We start from the raw sequence: 14,263 nt of genomic DNA, 5'->3' as shown, positions 1-14,263 counted from the left end.
TTTTAAACAAACTGATAGCGTTTTTACGTACCCTATAATGCTCTAAAAACAAAACCCACCCTTAAAAAATTAAGGATGGGAAAAAAATTGCTATGAAAAAGAAAAATTATCACTAAAATAAATTAGTGATACATCAAATATAACTTTTTTTTAACAATTATTAACATATCCATTAAGTTTATTCGAGCGTAAACAAAAAAAATCCGCTAAAAAGCGGATTTTTTATTTTGACCTATATTTTTGGTTATGAGAACATATCCTTTACTTTTTCAAAAAAAGATTTATCAGATTTCTCTGGTTTTGGAGAGAAATGATCATCGTCTCTCATAGCTTCAAAAAATTCTTTTTGTTGCTTGTTTAACGTTTTTGGTGTCCAAACATTTACGTGTACTAATAAATCTCCGGTTCCGTACCCATTGATACTCGGGATTCCCTTTCCGCGTAAGCGTAAAATTTTACCAGATTGAACTCCTGCTTCTACTTTAATACGTACTTTACCTGTTACGGTATCTATTTCTTTAGATGTACCCAATACTGCATCTGGCAAGCTAATGTACATATCGTAATGTAAATTATCGCCTTCACGTTGTAATGTATCGTGTTCTGCTTCTTCAATAGCAACTAGTAAATCTCCCGAAACGCCATTACCTGGTGCTTCGTTACCTTTTCCAGATACTTTAAGTTGCATACCATCTACTACTCCTGCAGGGATTTTAATAGTAACTGTTTCTTCAGATACTTTTAAACCTTGTGCATCAGCATCAGCTGGCTTTTTATCAATAGTTTGTCCCGCTCCACCACAAACATTACATGGTGCAGAGGTTTGCATACGACCTAAAATAGTGTTAGCGATACGTGTTACTTGCCCGCTACCATTACAAGTAGAACAAGTTTTATACGTAGTACCATCGGCTTGTACTTTACGTTTTACTTTTATTTTCTTTTCTACACCGTTAGCAATTTCTTCTAAGGTTAATTTTACGCGAATACGTAGGTTGCTTCCTTTAACACGGCGTTGGCCTCCGCCACCACCAAAACCAGAAAACCCGCCACCTCCGAAGCCGCCACCGCCGCCACCGAAGATGTCTCCGAACTGACTGAATATGTCGTCCATATTCATGCCGCCGCCGCCAAAACCGCCGCCACCGCCGCCGTTTTCAAAGGCTTGATGACCAAACTGATCGTAACGTGCTTTTTTATTCTCGTCGCTTAAAATTTCATATGCTTCGGCTGCTTCTTTAAATTTACCTTCGGCACTTTTATCATCTGGATTTTTATCTGGATGAAACTCAATTGCCTTTTTTCGGTAAGCTTTTTTAATTTCGGCTGCCGTTGCTCCTTTGCTAATGCCTAATATTTCGTAATAATCTCTCTTTGCCATTGCTGTGTAAACCCTTCCGAAAAGGAAGCATTTGTTTTAATTAATAATACCTTCTTATTGTCCGATAACTACTTTCGGGAAACGAATTACTTTTTCACCAAGTTTATAGCCTTTTTCAATTACATCAATAATTTTTCCTTTCATATCATCTGTTGGCGCAGGAATTTGAGTAATCGCTTCGTGATTATCGGCGTTAAAAACTTCACCTTGTTCTACCACAACTGCTTTTAAACCTTTTTGTTCTAGTGTGTTTACCAATTTTTGGTAAATTAAAAGTACACCTTTACGTAATTCTTCAGCTTCTTTATCATCTTCAATATGACTTAAAGCACGTTCAAAATCGTCCAAAATTGGCAGTAATGTTTTCATTACATCTTCACTAGCCGTAGAAAACAATTCAATACGCTCTCTAGAGGTACGTTTTTTGTAGTTTTCAAACTCTGCGAAAAGTCTTAAAAACTTGTCTTTTTCTTGCTTTACTTCAGCTTGTAATTTTTCTTCAACCGTCAGTTCTTCAACCTCTTGCTCTTCTACTGCAACGTTTTCTGCTTGGTTTGCTTCAACTTGCTCGTTCTCTATATCTTTGTTATCTTTATCACTCATTGTAATTTCAATTTTGCAATTCTTAAAATTAGTTGGCAAAAGTACTGCCAATATTATTAAAATGCCATAATGTCATTAATTTATTTTGTACTAAATTCCTTTATATTGCATTCACTTTTGTGTAATTTTACACGATAAACCTTAAAAAAACTATAACAATGAAAACAAAATTTGTAAATATTTTATTCATTACGGCTTTAAGCCTTTCTGTATTTAGCTGTAAAGACAAAGCAAAAGAAGCAACAACTACAGAAGCTGAAACTCCTGCTGTAACTGAAGCTGTTAATACCGAAATTTACACTGTAGACAAAGCTAGTTCTACTATTGCATGGACAGGTTTTAAGCCAACAGGTTCACATAACGGAACTATTGGTTTAGAAAGTGGAGCGCTTAATGTTGCTAATGGAAAAGTTGTTGGTGGATCTTTTATTATTGATATGGCATCGATAACTGTTTTAGATATTCCTGCTGATGATAAAGGAAATGCTAAATTAGTAGGTCACTTAACAAATGCTGACTTTTTTGATGTAGAGAAATACCCAAGTGCTGTTTTTACTATTACAGAGGTTACTGATGCAGAAGGTAAAACTATGCTTTCTGGTAATTTAACACTTAAAGAGGTAAAAAACAATGTAACTTTCCCTGTGACTATCGCTAACGAAGGTGGCGCTATTACTATTATTAGTGAAGCTTTTTCTATTGATAGAACAAAATGGAACGTACAATACGGATCTAAATCTATTTTTGATAATTTAGGTGATAAATTTATCAATGATGATATTGAATTAAAAATCACAGTTAAAGCTGCGAAGTCTTAATTATAATATACCTTTTACCGAAAAGCCACCACGTGAAAACTTGGTGGTTTTTTTTATTTTATAAAAGCACGTAAACACTAAAGGTTAGCCATTGTAAAACACATCTTAAAACTTAACTTTGTAAAAAAACTATGAAAATAAAAACTAATTTAATCCTTAGCGCTTTTACTATTTTTGCTTTAACATCTTGTAAAAATGAAGCGAAAGAAAACAAAGCAGAAACACCTATTGATAAGGTTGTAGAACAAAAGCAAAAATTTCAAAATCAGGCTCACGAGTTAGTGTACCAAATGACACAAAAAGTTGGTGATTACAGTAAACTCGCCAGCAAAAAAGATGTAGTCTATACTTACACCTACCGTATACCAGATGGTAAAACCGATATTATTACGGAAAAGTATATTTTTAACGGTGAACTATCTTACGGAGCTTATCAAAAACACGAGCGCACACTTCCTGATTTAGAAGGTTTAATTGAACAAGGTTACGATGGTAATGAATTTTGGATAAAACTTAACGGAGCACCATTAAACGATGCGGCAGCATTAAAGAAAGTTGCTTTTAACAGACCTACAAATTTTTATTGGTTTGCCATGATGCAAAAATTGCTTGATCCGGGTTTACAATATGAATACCTAAAGGAACAAACTATTAACAATACCACCTATGATGTTATTAAGGTTTCTTTTAACACCAGCAAACCATCAGATATTTATCAATTGTATATTAATAAAGAAACTAAATTGGTCGATCAGTTTTTATTTACCGTTATGGATTTCGGTAGAACCGAACCTATGTTAATGATAATGGAATATGAACAAGTTGAAGATTTACTAATACCTACAAAACGTAAATACAAAAAATCTAATTGGGACGCAGAAGTAACCGAAGAACCTTGGATACTTGTAAACTGGACCGATATAAAATTTAATAACGGTTTAACGAAAGCTGATTTTAAAAAATAAAATATTCTGAAAAGTGGCTCTTAATTTAGGAGTCACTTTTTTTTTGCAGAACCGCTTAACCTAGTAAATTATCTAAAGCCGGTTGTAAATGATGAAATTTAAAATCGTAGCCAGCATCTTCTATTTTTTTAGAACTTACACGCTGACTTTCAAACAACAAAAGATGCATTTCGCCAAGCACCAATTTCATGACAAACTTTGGTACATTAGGCATAAAAAAGGGACGGTCTAAAGTTGTGGCTATCGTTTTAGTTAACTCGTAATTAGTTGTTGGGTTTGGAGCAACGGCGTTATAAACACCACTTAGTTTTTCTTGTAATGCGAGCATAAAAATCTGGGACAAATCTTCTATATGAATCCAAGATTGCCATTGTTTACCACTACCAAAAGCAGACCCTAAACCTAATTTTACAGGTTTTACCATTTCGGTTAATGCACCGCCATCTTCAGCTAAAACTAAACCAATTCTAATTTTAGCGACTTCTATATTTAATTCTGAAAAACGATCTACAGCAGCCTCCCAAACATTTACAACTTCACTTAAAAAAGAATCGCAACTACTTATTTTAAAATCTTCGGTGTAATAGTTTGTTAAAGAATCGGGATACAAACCAATTGCGCTAGCCGATACCATTTGCGTTACCTGATGCTCTATTTTTTTAAGACTCTCAAAAAGTAAATGAGCTGTATCTTCTCGACTCGATAATATTGTTTTTTTATATGAAGTCGTCCAACGTTTTGAAATAGTAGCACCTGCCAAGTTAATAATAGCATCTACATTTTTAAAACAATCTAAATCTATCTCTTTAGTTTTGGGTTGCCAATAAAAACCTTGATAGTTTTCGGTGTTTTCAAGTTTAGATTTACTTGTAGTTAAATAGTTAACCTGAATATTTTGAGCATGACAGCGACTAACAATTTCTTGTCCAATTAATCCCGTAGCTCCTGTTATTAAAACTCGCATCTACTTTTTATTTAAAGTTACAAAATAGCCACTTTATTTGCTACTCTTTTAGGGAAGGTTTAACACAATATTAATTATGCGCTTAATCTCTCTTCATTTTTAATAAAATGAAGAATAACGCTCTAAACCTATTGATATATTATAATGAGTGAACTAGTAAGTATCTTTACTATTTAGTACCTCGTAACATTTCGCGCTTTCCAGGAGGCCCCTCTAAACGCTCCACAGTAAACCCAACGGTTTGCATAGCACGACGCACACTACCTTTTGCTGCGTAGGTTACCAAAACGCCACTGGTTTTTAAAGCTTTATACATGGTTTTAAAAACAGACTCTGTCCATAATTCCGGCTGAACGCGCGCACCAAAAGCATCAAAGTAGATGATATTAAAAGCTTGCTCGTCTTCAATTTCTGCAAAAAACTTCTTTTGTTTTTCAATTGAGAAGCTAGGCGTTAAAGCATGTTTTTCGTTCCAAGCAACGTCATGGAGTGCTTTAAAAACAGATTCATTATTTTCAGCTTTAAGCTCCTTAGCGTAGTTTAATAAACGTATTTCTTCCGTGGAAACGGGGTACGCTTCTACTCCAACATAATCTATTTTCAACTTTAATTTATCGGCTTCCAAAAAAGTGACAAAAGCATTTAAGCCTGTACCAAAACCAATTTCAAGAATGGCCACTTCTTCATCTTCCGATTTTATGTTTTCAGAATAAAAATATTGCAAACCATGTTTTATAAACACATGGTAAGCTTCTTGTATGGCACCATGTTTAGAATGATATTGCTCGTCCCAATCTGGTAAATGTATGGTTGAAGAACCATCGGCGGTAATTACAACTTCTCTTTTCAAATTTATTGTTTTAAGAGTACACCATCGGCCTCAAAAGAAAATGTTCTTTTAGGTGCAATAATTTGCTCTATTTCTCCTTTAGTTTTTCCTGCATCTGCGGCATAATGACGTTGCTCATCAACTGAAACTTCAGAAACAAAAGCATTACCATTAATAATAACTTCTTGACCGGTGATATCCTTTGGCATAAAAAAACCATAATCTTTAAATTTCACCATGACCTCGTTACCATCTTCCAAATCTAAACGCATCCAACAGCCTTTTGCCTGACAAACGCTATTAACTTTTGCTTTTATTTTTGAAGGAATACTGTCGCCCACATTCATAGATTTATAATGCGAAGCCATAGAGATTGCCGGAATAGCATCATCGGCTATAATTTTATTTCCGAAAGAAGCATAACTAACCGTTTCTGTTTTAGTAGGTTCCGCCTGTTGCACATCTGCTTTCTTTTTACATGATATCATAAAAAAAACGCAAATAAAAGTGAGAAAAAGAGATTTCATTTGATGAATGTTTAGATTTTATACAATTTCTGTAAATATACCCAAATTTTAAAAACGAATTTACTTAAATTTACAGTCTAAATAAGAACAATATGAGTGCTATAATCAACAACATCGAGATTATAAAAGCAAAATCGACAAAAATTAATGATGTAGATTTTGATAATTTAAAGTTTGGAAGTGTTTTTTCAGACCACATGTTAGTGTGCAACTATGAAAACGGTAAGTGGCAAGCCCCTAAGGTTACGCCTTACGAACCGATTACTTTAGACCCATCGGCTAAGATTTTCCATTACGGTCAATCGATTTTCGAGGGAATGAAAGCATATAAAGATGCCGATGAGAAAGTCTGGTTATTCCGTCCTTTAGATAATTTTAATCGATTAAATATTTCTGCAAAACGTTTAGCAATTCCTGAATTACCTGAAAATTATTTCATGGAAGGTTTAAAAACGCTTTTAGAAGTTGATAGCGATTGGATTCCTAAAAATGAAGGAAGTTCTTTATATATACGTCCTTTTATTTTTGCTTCAGGAAATGGTTTTCACGCCTCACCTGCCGATGCTTATAAATTTATAATTTGTACAGCACCATCGGGAGCTTATTTCTCAGGAAAAGTAAAGGTTTTAATTGAAGAAAAATACTCACGTTCTGCTAATGGTGGTGTAGGTTTCGCAAAAGCTGGAGGTAATTATGCTGGGCAATTTTACCCAACACAATTAGCGATAGAGAAAGGTTACCAACAAGTAATTTGGACTGACGATAACACCCACGAATATATTGAAGAAGCTGGCGCTATGAATATTTTTGTACGTATAAACGATACATTAATTACAGGCCCAACGAGTGATAGAATTTTAGATGGTATTACTCGTAAGAGTATTATTCAATTAGCTGAAGCTGAAAACATACCTGTTGAAGTTAGAAAAATTACAGTAAAAGAAGTTGTTGAAGCGGCTAAGAACGGATCGCTAAAAGAAATGTTTGGAGCAGGAACTGCTGCGGTAATTTCACCTATTTCTGGATTTGGGTTTAAAGATGAAGATTTTGATTTACCAGAATTGGAAGACACATACGCTAGCTATTTAAAAAAGCGTATTACTGATATTCAAACGAATAAAACAGAAGATCCTTTTGCATGGAGATACGAAGTAAAATAATTTTACTTACCTCCTATCAAAAATGATAGATAAAAAAAAGAGAGAAATCTAAATTAGATTTCTCTCTTTTTTTATGAAATAAATTTAATATTTTAGCTTCTACTTGCTTTTATTGGGCATCCAATAGCTTTTGTAATTTCTGGGCTTGGTTTTGTTCCGTTCTCTAAAGCCGCGATAGCATTTTCAAGAAACTTAACTTTAACATCTTCAGCAGATTTTGCATTATCATCTATAGTACCTATATATTGTACTTTACGTTCTGCATCTAATAAAAACACATGAGGTGTTCTTACCGCACCGTATTGTGGGTATATTTTTTGTCCTTCATCTACAAGGTAAGCAAAAGGAAACCCTTTTTCCTTAGCACGAGCTTGCATAGCAGCATAACCTTCTTTTTCATTCTCAGGACTATTTGGGTTAATAGCTATTACAGGGTAACCTTTAGGCGCATATTCATTATGCAATGCTATTAAACGATCTTCGTACATTTTTGCAAACGGACACTCATTACAAGTAAACGTTACAATGTAACCTTTAGCATTATCATAACTTGCTAGGGACACCATAGAACCATCAACATTTTTAAGATTGAAGTCGGTAGCTCGTTCTCCTATTTTATAACCACCAATTTCTTCTAAACTCCTAGTTTGTTCCGGAGAACCTCCTTTAGGTGGCCCTTTTCTATCACCTCCATGTGGTGGAGGTCCTGGTCTATCTCCATCATGAGGAGGTCCTTTTCGGTCTCCATCGTGCGGATGATCTTTATGATCGCTTTGGTGATTTTCCGCAGATACTTCACTGTTTTTTTGAGCACTATCTTTACACGATACTAAAACCGCAAGAGACAACGTTAATGTAGCTATTAATACACTTATTCTTTTCATTTTGAATTCTATTTATTTATTAAAATTTTTGCTGATTTCAGTTTCGATATCTTGTAAGCCCCCAAAAGAACGCTCATAATAGAAACGTTTTTCGCTATTAAACATAATAGTAAACGGTATGGCTCCAGACCATTCAGGATTTATTTTATTTATCCAAGAATTAGCATCCGGATCGTCTAAAAGAACCACTTTAGTCGTTATATTATTTTTCTTTAAGAAGGGTTTCAGCTTTGTTTCGATGTCCTTTGGAAAGTCCATACTAACTAAAATAACTTCTACATCGGGATTTTTTTGAGCATATTCTTGAATATACGGCAACTCCTCTACACATGGTAAACACCACATGGCCCAAAAATTTATTAAATATGTTTTATTGTTCTGAGTATAAAGTAAAGGCTCTAAGCCTTCAAAGTCGTAAACCGGAATATCTTGAGATATTATAGCTTCACTTTTATCTACCTTACTAGCTTCGTTTTTATTGTCTATACAGCTTACTAAAAAACATAGAGTAACAATAAAACTAACTAATATACCTTTCTTCTTCATTCAAAAAATAACTTAATCTTAATTAGACTTTTTTATTTCCAAAAGGTTTAATCTTAATAATAAATATTCAAAAAAGTTATTTCTTTAAAATATCTGCAATATTAGGTTGAAAATAATTTGGGCCTTTTAATACCTTGCCATCTTCTCTATAGATAGGCTCTCCATCCTCACCTAACTTACTCATATTACTACGTTGAATTTCTTCAAACACCTCTTCAATTTTATATTGCATACCATGCTCTATAATAGTACCGCATAAAATATAAAGCATATCGCCTAAAGCATCAGCAACCTCTACAAGATCGTTATTATTAGCAGCTTCTAGATACTCTTCATTCTCCTCTTTCATTAGATTGAAACGCAATGTATTTTTCGCATCACCTAAATCCGCCTTTGGAGTTTCTCTGTATCCAATTTTATATGCCGTATGAAAGGCTTTTACTGCTTCTATTTTATTCTTCATAAATTATATTTTTAAACTTCTACAACCGTAGAAATCTCGTAAGTATTAATTAAATTTGCATAAAAATAGGGATATGTTTAGTAATGGTCAAATGATTTTCGGAGTAATATTTTTTATTGTTTTTGCCATTATTATTGGCTTTACCTACCGAAAAGACTTTAAACTGCACAAACGTTTCTATAGCGGTAGTATTTGGGTTTTAGTTGGGTTTATTGGCTTTATACTTTCTATTGTTGCTATTAAATTCTTTTTTAAATAATTCGTTTTTTTAAACTACCTCTTCCTGTAATCTACAAACGGGATTAATCTTTCATTTTTATAACAATCTTCAATAAAGAATACATTTTCTGTCTTATCAGGAATGCTCCTTTGGAAATTATAATATTAAAAATAAGCACTGCTTACTTATAAATTAGATGCTTTTTAATTCTCTTTCAAGTATTTATCAAGCATATTTGGGGTATTTATAAAAATTTACAACTTTATAACGCAACCTTTTTAAAAACGGTGCATCTACCTAACAGCTATTAAACTAATTTAAAAATGAAACTACTTATCATTATCGGTGTACTCATCTTATTAAATTTAATTCTATTAACGTTTAGTGTAAACAAAAAAACAGAACCCTGAATAAAGGTTCTGTTTTTTTTTATTTACAATTAACTTATTACCTAGTTAACTTCTGGAAGGAAACTATAATGCTTACTGTATGTTAACATTTGATCTACGAAAGACTCCGGATACTCTACATTTACTTTAGTTATTTCTCCTGCATCATTAGTTTCTGGAACTAAAATAGGATTAACATAACCTGTGTAAGGTGCCGAACTAAATTGTTTGTTACGCTCCAAAACATTTGCATGAATATCTTGGTCTACTTTTACACCATAACCTTCAACTAAAGCCTCTACAGCTTTATAATCACCTTCAGATTTTATACGTTGTGTTTCTTTTAATAATTCACCAAAAAGACCGTGTAATTTCGCATAATCATTGATGTTAAAATATGTTTTTCCGTCGCGTGTTACTTTTTCAATAACGTTATCTGCTTTTCCTTTTTCAAAAGCCCAAGCCGATACCCATTGTCTGTTTCTCATGTGAGCCTCTTCAACGTTATCTCCTAAATTTAAACGGATTAATTGCGTCATTAAACCATTTCTAATGTAACCGTCGTAAGCTGTTTTACCAATCTTTTCCCAATCGGTTACTAAACCTAGTTCTTGTAATTTAGGATTGTATAAATAATATAAACCAACTAAATCCGCACGACCTTCTTCTAACGTAGATGCGTAGTTTTTAAGCGTTTCTTTAGTTTCACCAACACCAGGATTTAACTTTCCGGAAGCATGACCAATAACTTCGTGTAAAGCAGTATGTAATTTATCGGCTAATTGCCCATACTCTTCTTCTAAAAGTAATTCTTCTTCATCATGAACAAATTCTTTTAAACGCCCAGTAGTTCCTGCATTGTTTGATGCATTTACAATATTCCCTAAGGATACAGATTTACTACCAACAGCGGCACGAATCCAGTTTGCATTTGGCAAGTTAACACCAATTGGAGTACTTGGAGATGCATCACCAGCCTCACCTGCGACATTAACAACTTTGTAAGTTACACCAACAACATTCTCTTTTTTATGCTCTGCCATTAATGGAGAATTGTCTTCGAACCATTGTGCATTATCTGATAATACTTTCATTTTCTGAGACATATCAAAATCGTTAATTTGAATGATACTCTCGTAAGATCCACGGTATCCTAATGGATCATTATACACCTCAATAAAACTATTAATGTAATCTATATTTCCGGCAGTAGCCCCAGTCCAAGCTACATTATAATCATCCCAAGTTTGTAAATCTCCCGTTTTATAATATTCAATTAAAAGACCTAAAGCATGACCTTGAGCTTCATTTTCGGCAACACCTTTAGCCAATTCTAACCATTTAATAATTTCGTCTATAGCTTCCCCGTAAAGTCCACCCGATTTATAAATACGTTCTTTTAAAACACCATCCTCTTTTACTAATTGGGAGTTTAACCCAAAAGATAAAGGCTTATCAGCATTTGGAGATTGCTTAGCTTTATAGAAACTTTCAACATCGTCGTTAGTAACATTTGGTCCGTAAAAATTAACTGCCGAAAGCGCTACATTATCAACACCTTTTGCCTGGTTAACTTTTTTAGTATCCGCATCATTAAATATAGCATCAAAAGCATCTGCATCTAAAGTTGTATTAGTTGCAGCCAATAATTCTTTTAAATAATCTGCAGAAAACTCAGGAGTTAATTTATCTGTAGAATAGTGATGGTGTATACCATTACTAAACCAAACACGTTTTAAATAACTCTCAAAACTTGCCCAATCTTTAGCATTTTTATCACCAGAATAGCTTGTGTAAACTTGCTCTAAAGCCTTTCTGATTTTTAAATTATAACGGTAATTTTGATCCCACATAATATCGCGACCAGACAAACCCGCTTGAGTTAAATAGTAAACTAACTTTTGCTCTTTTAAAGTTAATTTATCCCAACCCGGAATTTGATACTTTAATATTTTAATATCGGCAAATTGATCTACATTATAATTAAATGCAACAACCTCTTTTACCTCTTCAATAACCTTACTATCATCTTTTTCATTACCACATGAAAACAGCATTAAGTTTATTATTGCAACACCTACAATTGATTTTAGTTTCATAATTTAAATTATTATTATTTTTTAACTTACAAAAACAACTCTTTAAAGCGACTTACTATTCTTATTTTTATAAAAAAAAGAACATTTCACTATTAAAACGTTATTATTAATTCAACAAATGTAATAATTTATTAAACGAATTTTAAAATTGATTATCTTTGAGTTAAATATTCTCTCTCTAAACCATATACAATGAAAGCTTTTAAGTATATTTTATTTCTTTTACTTATTACAATTATAGGCGCATCTATATATATTGCGGTGCAGCCCAACACGTATACGTTTTCTAGAAGTAGAATAATTGAAGCTCCAAGTACTGTGGTTTTTAATGAAGTGAATGACTATAAAAACTGGCCAAACTTCTCCCCATGGCTTGAACAAGAACCACTAGCAACACTTACTTATTTAGATAAAACCAGTGGTATTGATGCAGGTTATGCCTGGAACGGAAACATTTTAGGAGAAGGCAGCATGAAGACTTTGGCTGTTGAAGAAAACAAATCTATTGCACAACAAATTAATTTTGTAACACCTTTTGAAAGTCAATCGGATATTAGTTGGTCTTTTGAGCCTAAAAACAATGGCACAAAAGTAACTTGGACCATGAGTGGGAAGCAAGATTTTATGACTAAAATGTATACCGCTTTTTCTGGACCTATTGAAGAATCTGTTGGTCCCGATTTTGATCGTGGCTTATTTAAACTAGATAGCGTTGCCGTTGCTAGCATGAAAAAATACAGCATCAATGTTGTTGGAGTTACTCAACACGGTGGTGGCTACTATTTATACAACACCGCTTCTTGTAAAATAAACGAACTTTCTACAAAAATGCAGAATATGCTACCTAGAGTTATAGCTTACGCTGAAAATAATAACATACAAACCGCAGGTAAACCTTTTGTAAATTACCATCAATGGGATGAAGAGAATAACGCCGTTATGTTTTCGTGTTGTGTACCAACAACCGAAAAAGTAATATCTAATGATAGCGATATATTAACGGGGCAATTACTACCATTTAAAGCTGTAAAAACGGTTTTAAAAGGAAATTACACCAACTTAAAAGAAGCATGGGAAAAAGGCATGAATTATATTCCTATAAATGGATTAGAAGCTTTAGAAAACGGACCGACTATAGAAGTGTATAGCAATTTAGCAGAAAACAACCCAAACCCTGCAAAATGGCTAACCGAAATATATATTGCCATAAAACCACTTGACGATTAATTTTTAAATGAAACAACTTGTATTCGTTTTTCTGGGTGGTGGTTTTGGTAGCGTACTGCGCTATGTAATTGGTAAACTTTTAAACAACACAGAAAACGGAATACCTTATGGTACTTTTGTGGCCAATATTTTAGGAAGCTTGCTTATAGGTATTGTTTTAGGTCTCGCTGCTAAACACGATTCGCTTTCACAAAATCAAACGTTACTTTTAGCTACTGGTTTCTGCGGTGGTTTTACAACTTTTTCTACCTTTGCTTACGAAAACCACATGTTTTTAAAATCTGGAGATTTCACCAGTTTTGCAATTTATACTATTGCTAGTTTTGTGGTTGGATTTTTAGCAGTATTCTTTGGCATGTATTTAGCCAAATAACTAAAATGGTTAATAAAAGCGTGTATCAAATTATTCAATATTTTAAATTTCTTTTAAAATCGACCAATGAGCACGGTGTGCACTCCCCTTTTGTATACGATTTAATTACCAAATGCTTTTACGATAAAGCAAACTACCCAGGTTACAAAACAATAATTGATTATAAAGCAGCACTTCTAAAAAACAACAACCTTATACAAGTAATCGATTTAGGCGCAGGTTCTCAGGTTATGAAACAAAAAGAACGCAGCATTTCTAAAATGGCTAAAAACGCAGGTTCCACCAATAAGCGCGCAAAACTACTATATAGATTATCAAACTACTTTAAACCCGAAAACAGCTTAGAATTAGGCACCTCTTTAGGCATAGCTACAGCAGCTTTACATTTAGGAAATCCCCAAGCTAGCATTACAACTATTGAAGGCTGCCCAAATATTTCCGCTTTTTCTAAATCTAATTTTGAAGTATTTAAGCTGAAAAAAATTGAGGTTATTACAGGTGATTTTAATGATGAAATTGAACAACTTAAAACCAATAGTTACGATTTAATTTTCTTTGATGGTAACCACAAAAAGCAAGCCACTTTAGATTATTTTGAAGCGCTTTTAGAAACAGCTCACAACGATTCTGTTTTTATATTTGATGATATTTACTGGTCTAAAGACATGACCGAAGCATGGGAAACCATAAAAAAACATCCAAAAGTAAAAGTTACTGTAGATACTTTTTTCTGGGGATTTGTTTTCTTTAGGAAAGAGCAAGTTCGCGAAGATTTTATAATTCGTGTTTAACTAAAATTTCACTTTACGTTCTCT

15 protein-coding genes are annotated in these 14,263 nt (G+C 33.3%); 6 read left to right on the top strand and 9 right to left on the bottom strand.

Features of this window, described 5'->3' with window-relative positions; all coding sequences use genetic code 11:
- Nucleotides 1-244: 244 nt before the first annotated feature.
- Together dnaJ and BM246_RS18580 are read right to left on the bottom strand one after the other, a co-directional pair.
- A complete protein-coding gene (gene dnaJ, locus BM246_RS18585) occupies nt 245-1,381 on the bottom strand; it encodes a molecular chaperone DnaJ (RefSeq protein ID WP_042500070.1) in 1,137 nt (378 codons plus the stop codon).
- A 54-nt stretch (nt 1,382-1,435) separates the two neighbouring features.
- Nucleotides 1,436-1,984 (bottom strand): nucleotide exchange factor GrpE, encoded by a 549-nt coding sequence (locus tag BM246_RS18580; RefSeq protein WP_042506362.1) that lies wholly within the window; start codon nt 1,982-1,984, stop codon nt 1,436-1,438.
- 158 nt (nt 1,985-2,142) lie between these two features.
- On the opposite strand from BM246_RS18580, the gene BM246_RS18575 reads away from it, so the two are divergent.
- Together BM246_RS18575 and BM246_RS18570 are read left to right on the top strand one after the other, a co-directional pair.
- Nucleotides 2,143-2,802, top strand: a complete 660-nt coding sequence (locus BM246_RS18575; protein ID WP_042500064.1) for a YceI family protein — start codon at nt 2,143-2,145, stop codon at nt 2,800-2,802.
- Nucleotides 2,803-2,933: 131 nt separating this feature from the next.
- Entirely contained in the window at nt 2,934-3,767 is an 834-nt protein-coding gene (locus BM246_RS18570; RefSeq protein WP_074940214.1) for a DUF6503 family protein, read from the top strand.
- Between the two features lie 55 nt (nt 3,768-3,822).
- Here BM246_RS18570 and BM246_RS18565 read toward each other — a convergent pair whose 3' ends face one another.
- The 3 genes from BM246_RS18565 to BM246_RS18555 form a co-directional block, all read right to left on the bottom strand.
- Entirely contained in the window at nt 3,823-4,731 is a 909-nt protein-coding gene (locus BM246_RS18565) for a TIGR01777 family oxidoreductase (RefSeq protein WP_042500060.1), read from the bottom strand.
- A 169-nt stretch (nt 4,732-4,900) separates the two neighbouring features.
- On the bottom strand, nt 4,901-5,581 hold the full coding sequence (gene mnmD / locus BM246_RS18560) for a tRNA (5-methylaminomethyl-2-thiouridine)(34)-methyltransferase MnmC2 (RefSeq protein WP_074940209.1): 681 nt from the start codon (nt 5,579-5,581) through the stop codon (nt 4,901-4,903).
- Nucleotides 5,582-5,583: 2 nt separating this feature from the next.
- Nucleotides 5,584-6,087 (bottom strand): DUF4920 domain-containing protein, encoded by a 504-nt coding sequence (locus BM246_RS18555; RefSeq protein ID WP_074940205.1) that lies wholly within the window; start codon nt 6,085-6,087, stop codon nt 5,584-5,586.
- Between the two features lie 92 nt (nt 6,088-6,179).
- Here BM246_RS18555 and BM246_RS18550 point away from each other — a divergent pair, with 92 nt between their 5' ends.
- A complete protein-coding gene (locus BM246_RS18550) occupies nt 6,180-7,247 on the top strand; it encodes a branched-chain amino acid aminotransferase (protein ID WP_074940200.1) in 1,068 nt (355 codons plus the stop codon).
- Nucleotides 7,248-7,339: 92 nt separating this feature from the next.
- Here BM246_RS18550 and BM246_RS18545 read toward each other — a convergent pair whose 3' ends face one another.
- From BM246_RS18545 to BM246_RS18525, 4 genes are all read right to left on the bottom strand, one after another.
- Entirely contained in the window at nt 7,340-8,131 is a 792-nt protein-coding gene (locus BM246_RS18545; RefSeq protein ID WP_074940195.1) for a redoxin domain-containing protein, read from the bottom strand.
- Nucleotides 8,132-8,143: 12 nt separating this feature from the next.
- Nucleotides 8,144-8,677 carry a TlpA family protein disulfide reductase gene (locus tag BM246_RS18540; protein ID WP_074940190.1) on the bottom strand — a complete coding sequence of 178 codons (534 nt, stop codon included), beginning with the start codon at nt 8,675-8,677 and terminating at the stop codon, nt 8,144-8,146.
- 76 nt (nt 8,678-8,753) lie between these two features.
- On the bottom strand, nt 8,754-9,140 hold the full coding sequence (locus tag BM246_RS18535; protein WP_042506352.1) for a pyrophosphohydrolase domain-containing protein: 387 nt from the start codon (nt 9,138-9,140) through the stop codon (nt 8,754-8,756).
- A gap of 671 nt (nt 9,141-9,811) precedes the next feature.
- On the bottom strand, nt 9,812-11,848 hold the full coding sequence (locus BM246_RS18525) for a dipeptidyl-peptidase 3 family protein (RefSeq protein WP_074940186.1): 2,037 nt from the start codon (nt 11,846-11,848) through the stop codon (nt 9,812-9,814).
- Between the two features lie 192 nt (nt 11,849-12,040).
- Between BM246_RS18525 and BM246_RS18520 the strand changes: the two genes are divergently transcribed.
- From BM246_RS18520 to BM246_RS18510, 3 genes are read left to right on the top strand one after another with little or no spacing between them, the layout of a single operon-like run.
- Nucleotides 12,041-13,075: an SRPBCC family protein gene (locus tag BM246_RS18520; protein WP_074940181.1), complete on the top strand. Its 1,035-nt coding sequence runs from the start codon at nt 12,041-12,043 to the stop codon at nt 13,073-13,075.
- Between the two features lie 7 nt (nt 13,076-13,082).
- On the top strand, nt 13,083-13,448 hold the full coding sequence (gene crcB / locus BM246_RS18515; protein WP_042506346.1) for a fluoride efflux transporter CrcB: 366 nt from the start codon (nt 13,083-13,085) through the stop codon (nt 13,446-13,448).
- Between the two features lie 5 nt (nt 13,449-13,453).
- Nucleotides 13,454-14,239: an O-methyltransferase gene (locus tag BM246_RS18510; protein ID WP_074940177.1), complete on the top strand. Its 786-nt coding sequence runs from the start codon at nt 13,454-13,456 to the stop codon at nt 14,237-14,239.
- The last annotated feature ends 24 nt before the right edge of the window (nt 14,240-14,263 follow it).

The organism is Algibacter lectus (genome assembly GCF_900112395.1).
In the GTDB taxonomy this organism is placed as follows: domain Bacteria; phylum Bacteroidota; class Bacteroidia; order Flavobacteriales; family Flavobacteriaceae; genus Algibacter; species Algibacter lectus.
Note: the sequence above shows the minus strand (reverse complement) of the source record. Positions and strands in the feature narration are given on the sequence as shown.

Excerpts from the sequence above, each read along its gene's own strand:
- BM246_RS18525 (WP_074940186.1), bottom strand. The coding sequence starts at position 11,848 with ATGAAACTAAAATCAATTGTAGGTGTTGCAATAATAAACTTAATGCTG.
- BM246_RS18510 (WP_074940177.1), top strand. The coding sequence starts at position 13,454 with ATGGTTAATAAAAGCGTGTATCAAATTATTCAATATTTTAAATTTCTT.
- BM246_RS18565 (WP_042500060.1), bottom strand. The coding sequence starts at position 4,731 with ATGCGAGTTTTAATAACAGGAGCTACGGGATTAATTGGACAAGAAATT.
- dnaJ (WP_042500070.1), bottom strand. The coding sequence starts at position 1,381 with ATGGCAAAGAGAGATTATTACGAAATATTAGGCATTAGCAAAGGAGCA.
- BM246_RS18545 (WP_074940195.1), bottom strand. The coding sequence starts at position 8,131 with ATGAAAAGAATAAGTGTATTAATAGCTACATTAACGTTGTCTCTTGCG.
- BM246_RS18575 (WP_042500064.1), top strand. The coding sequence starts at position 2,143 with ATGAAAACAAAATTTGTAAATATTTTATTCATTACGGCTTTAAGCCTT.
- BM246_RS18580 (WP_042506362.1), bottom strand. The coding sequence starts at position 1,984 with ATGAGTGATAAAGATAACAAAGATATAGAGAACGAGCAAGTTGAAGCA.
- crcB (WP_042506346.1), top strand. The coding sequence starts at position 13,083 with ATGAAACAACTTGTATTCGTTTTTCTGGGTGGTGGTTTTGGTAGCGTA.
- BM246_RS18555 (WP_074940205.1), bottom strand. The coding sequence starts at position 6,087 with ATGAAATCTCTTTTTCTCACTTTTATTTGCGTTTTTTTTATGATATCA.
- BM246_RS18540 (WP_074940190.1), bottom strand. The coding sequence starts at position 8,677 with ATGAAGAAGAAAGGTATATTAGTTAGTTTTATTGTTACTCTATGTTTT.
- BM246_RS18550 (WP_074940200.1), top strand. The coding sequence starts at position 6,180 with ATGAGTGCTATAATCAACAACATCGAGATTATAAAAGCAAAATCGACA.
- BM246_RS18570 (WP_074940214.1), top strand. The coding sequence starts at position 2,934 with ATGAAAATAAAAACTAATTTAATCCTTAGCGCTTTTACTATTTTTGCT.
- BM246_RS18520 (WP_074940181.1), top strand. The coding sequence starts at position 12,041 with ATGAAAGCTTTTAAGTATATTTTATTTCTTTTACTTATTACAATTATA.
- BM246_RS18535 (WP_042506352.1), bottom strand. The coding sequence starts at position 9,140 with ATGAAGAATAAAATAGAAGCAGTAAAAGCCTTTCATACGGCATATAAA.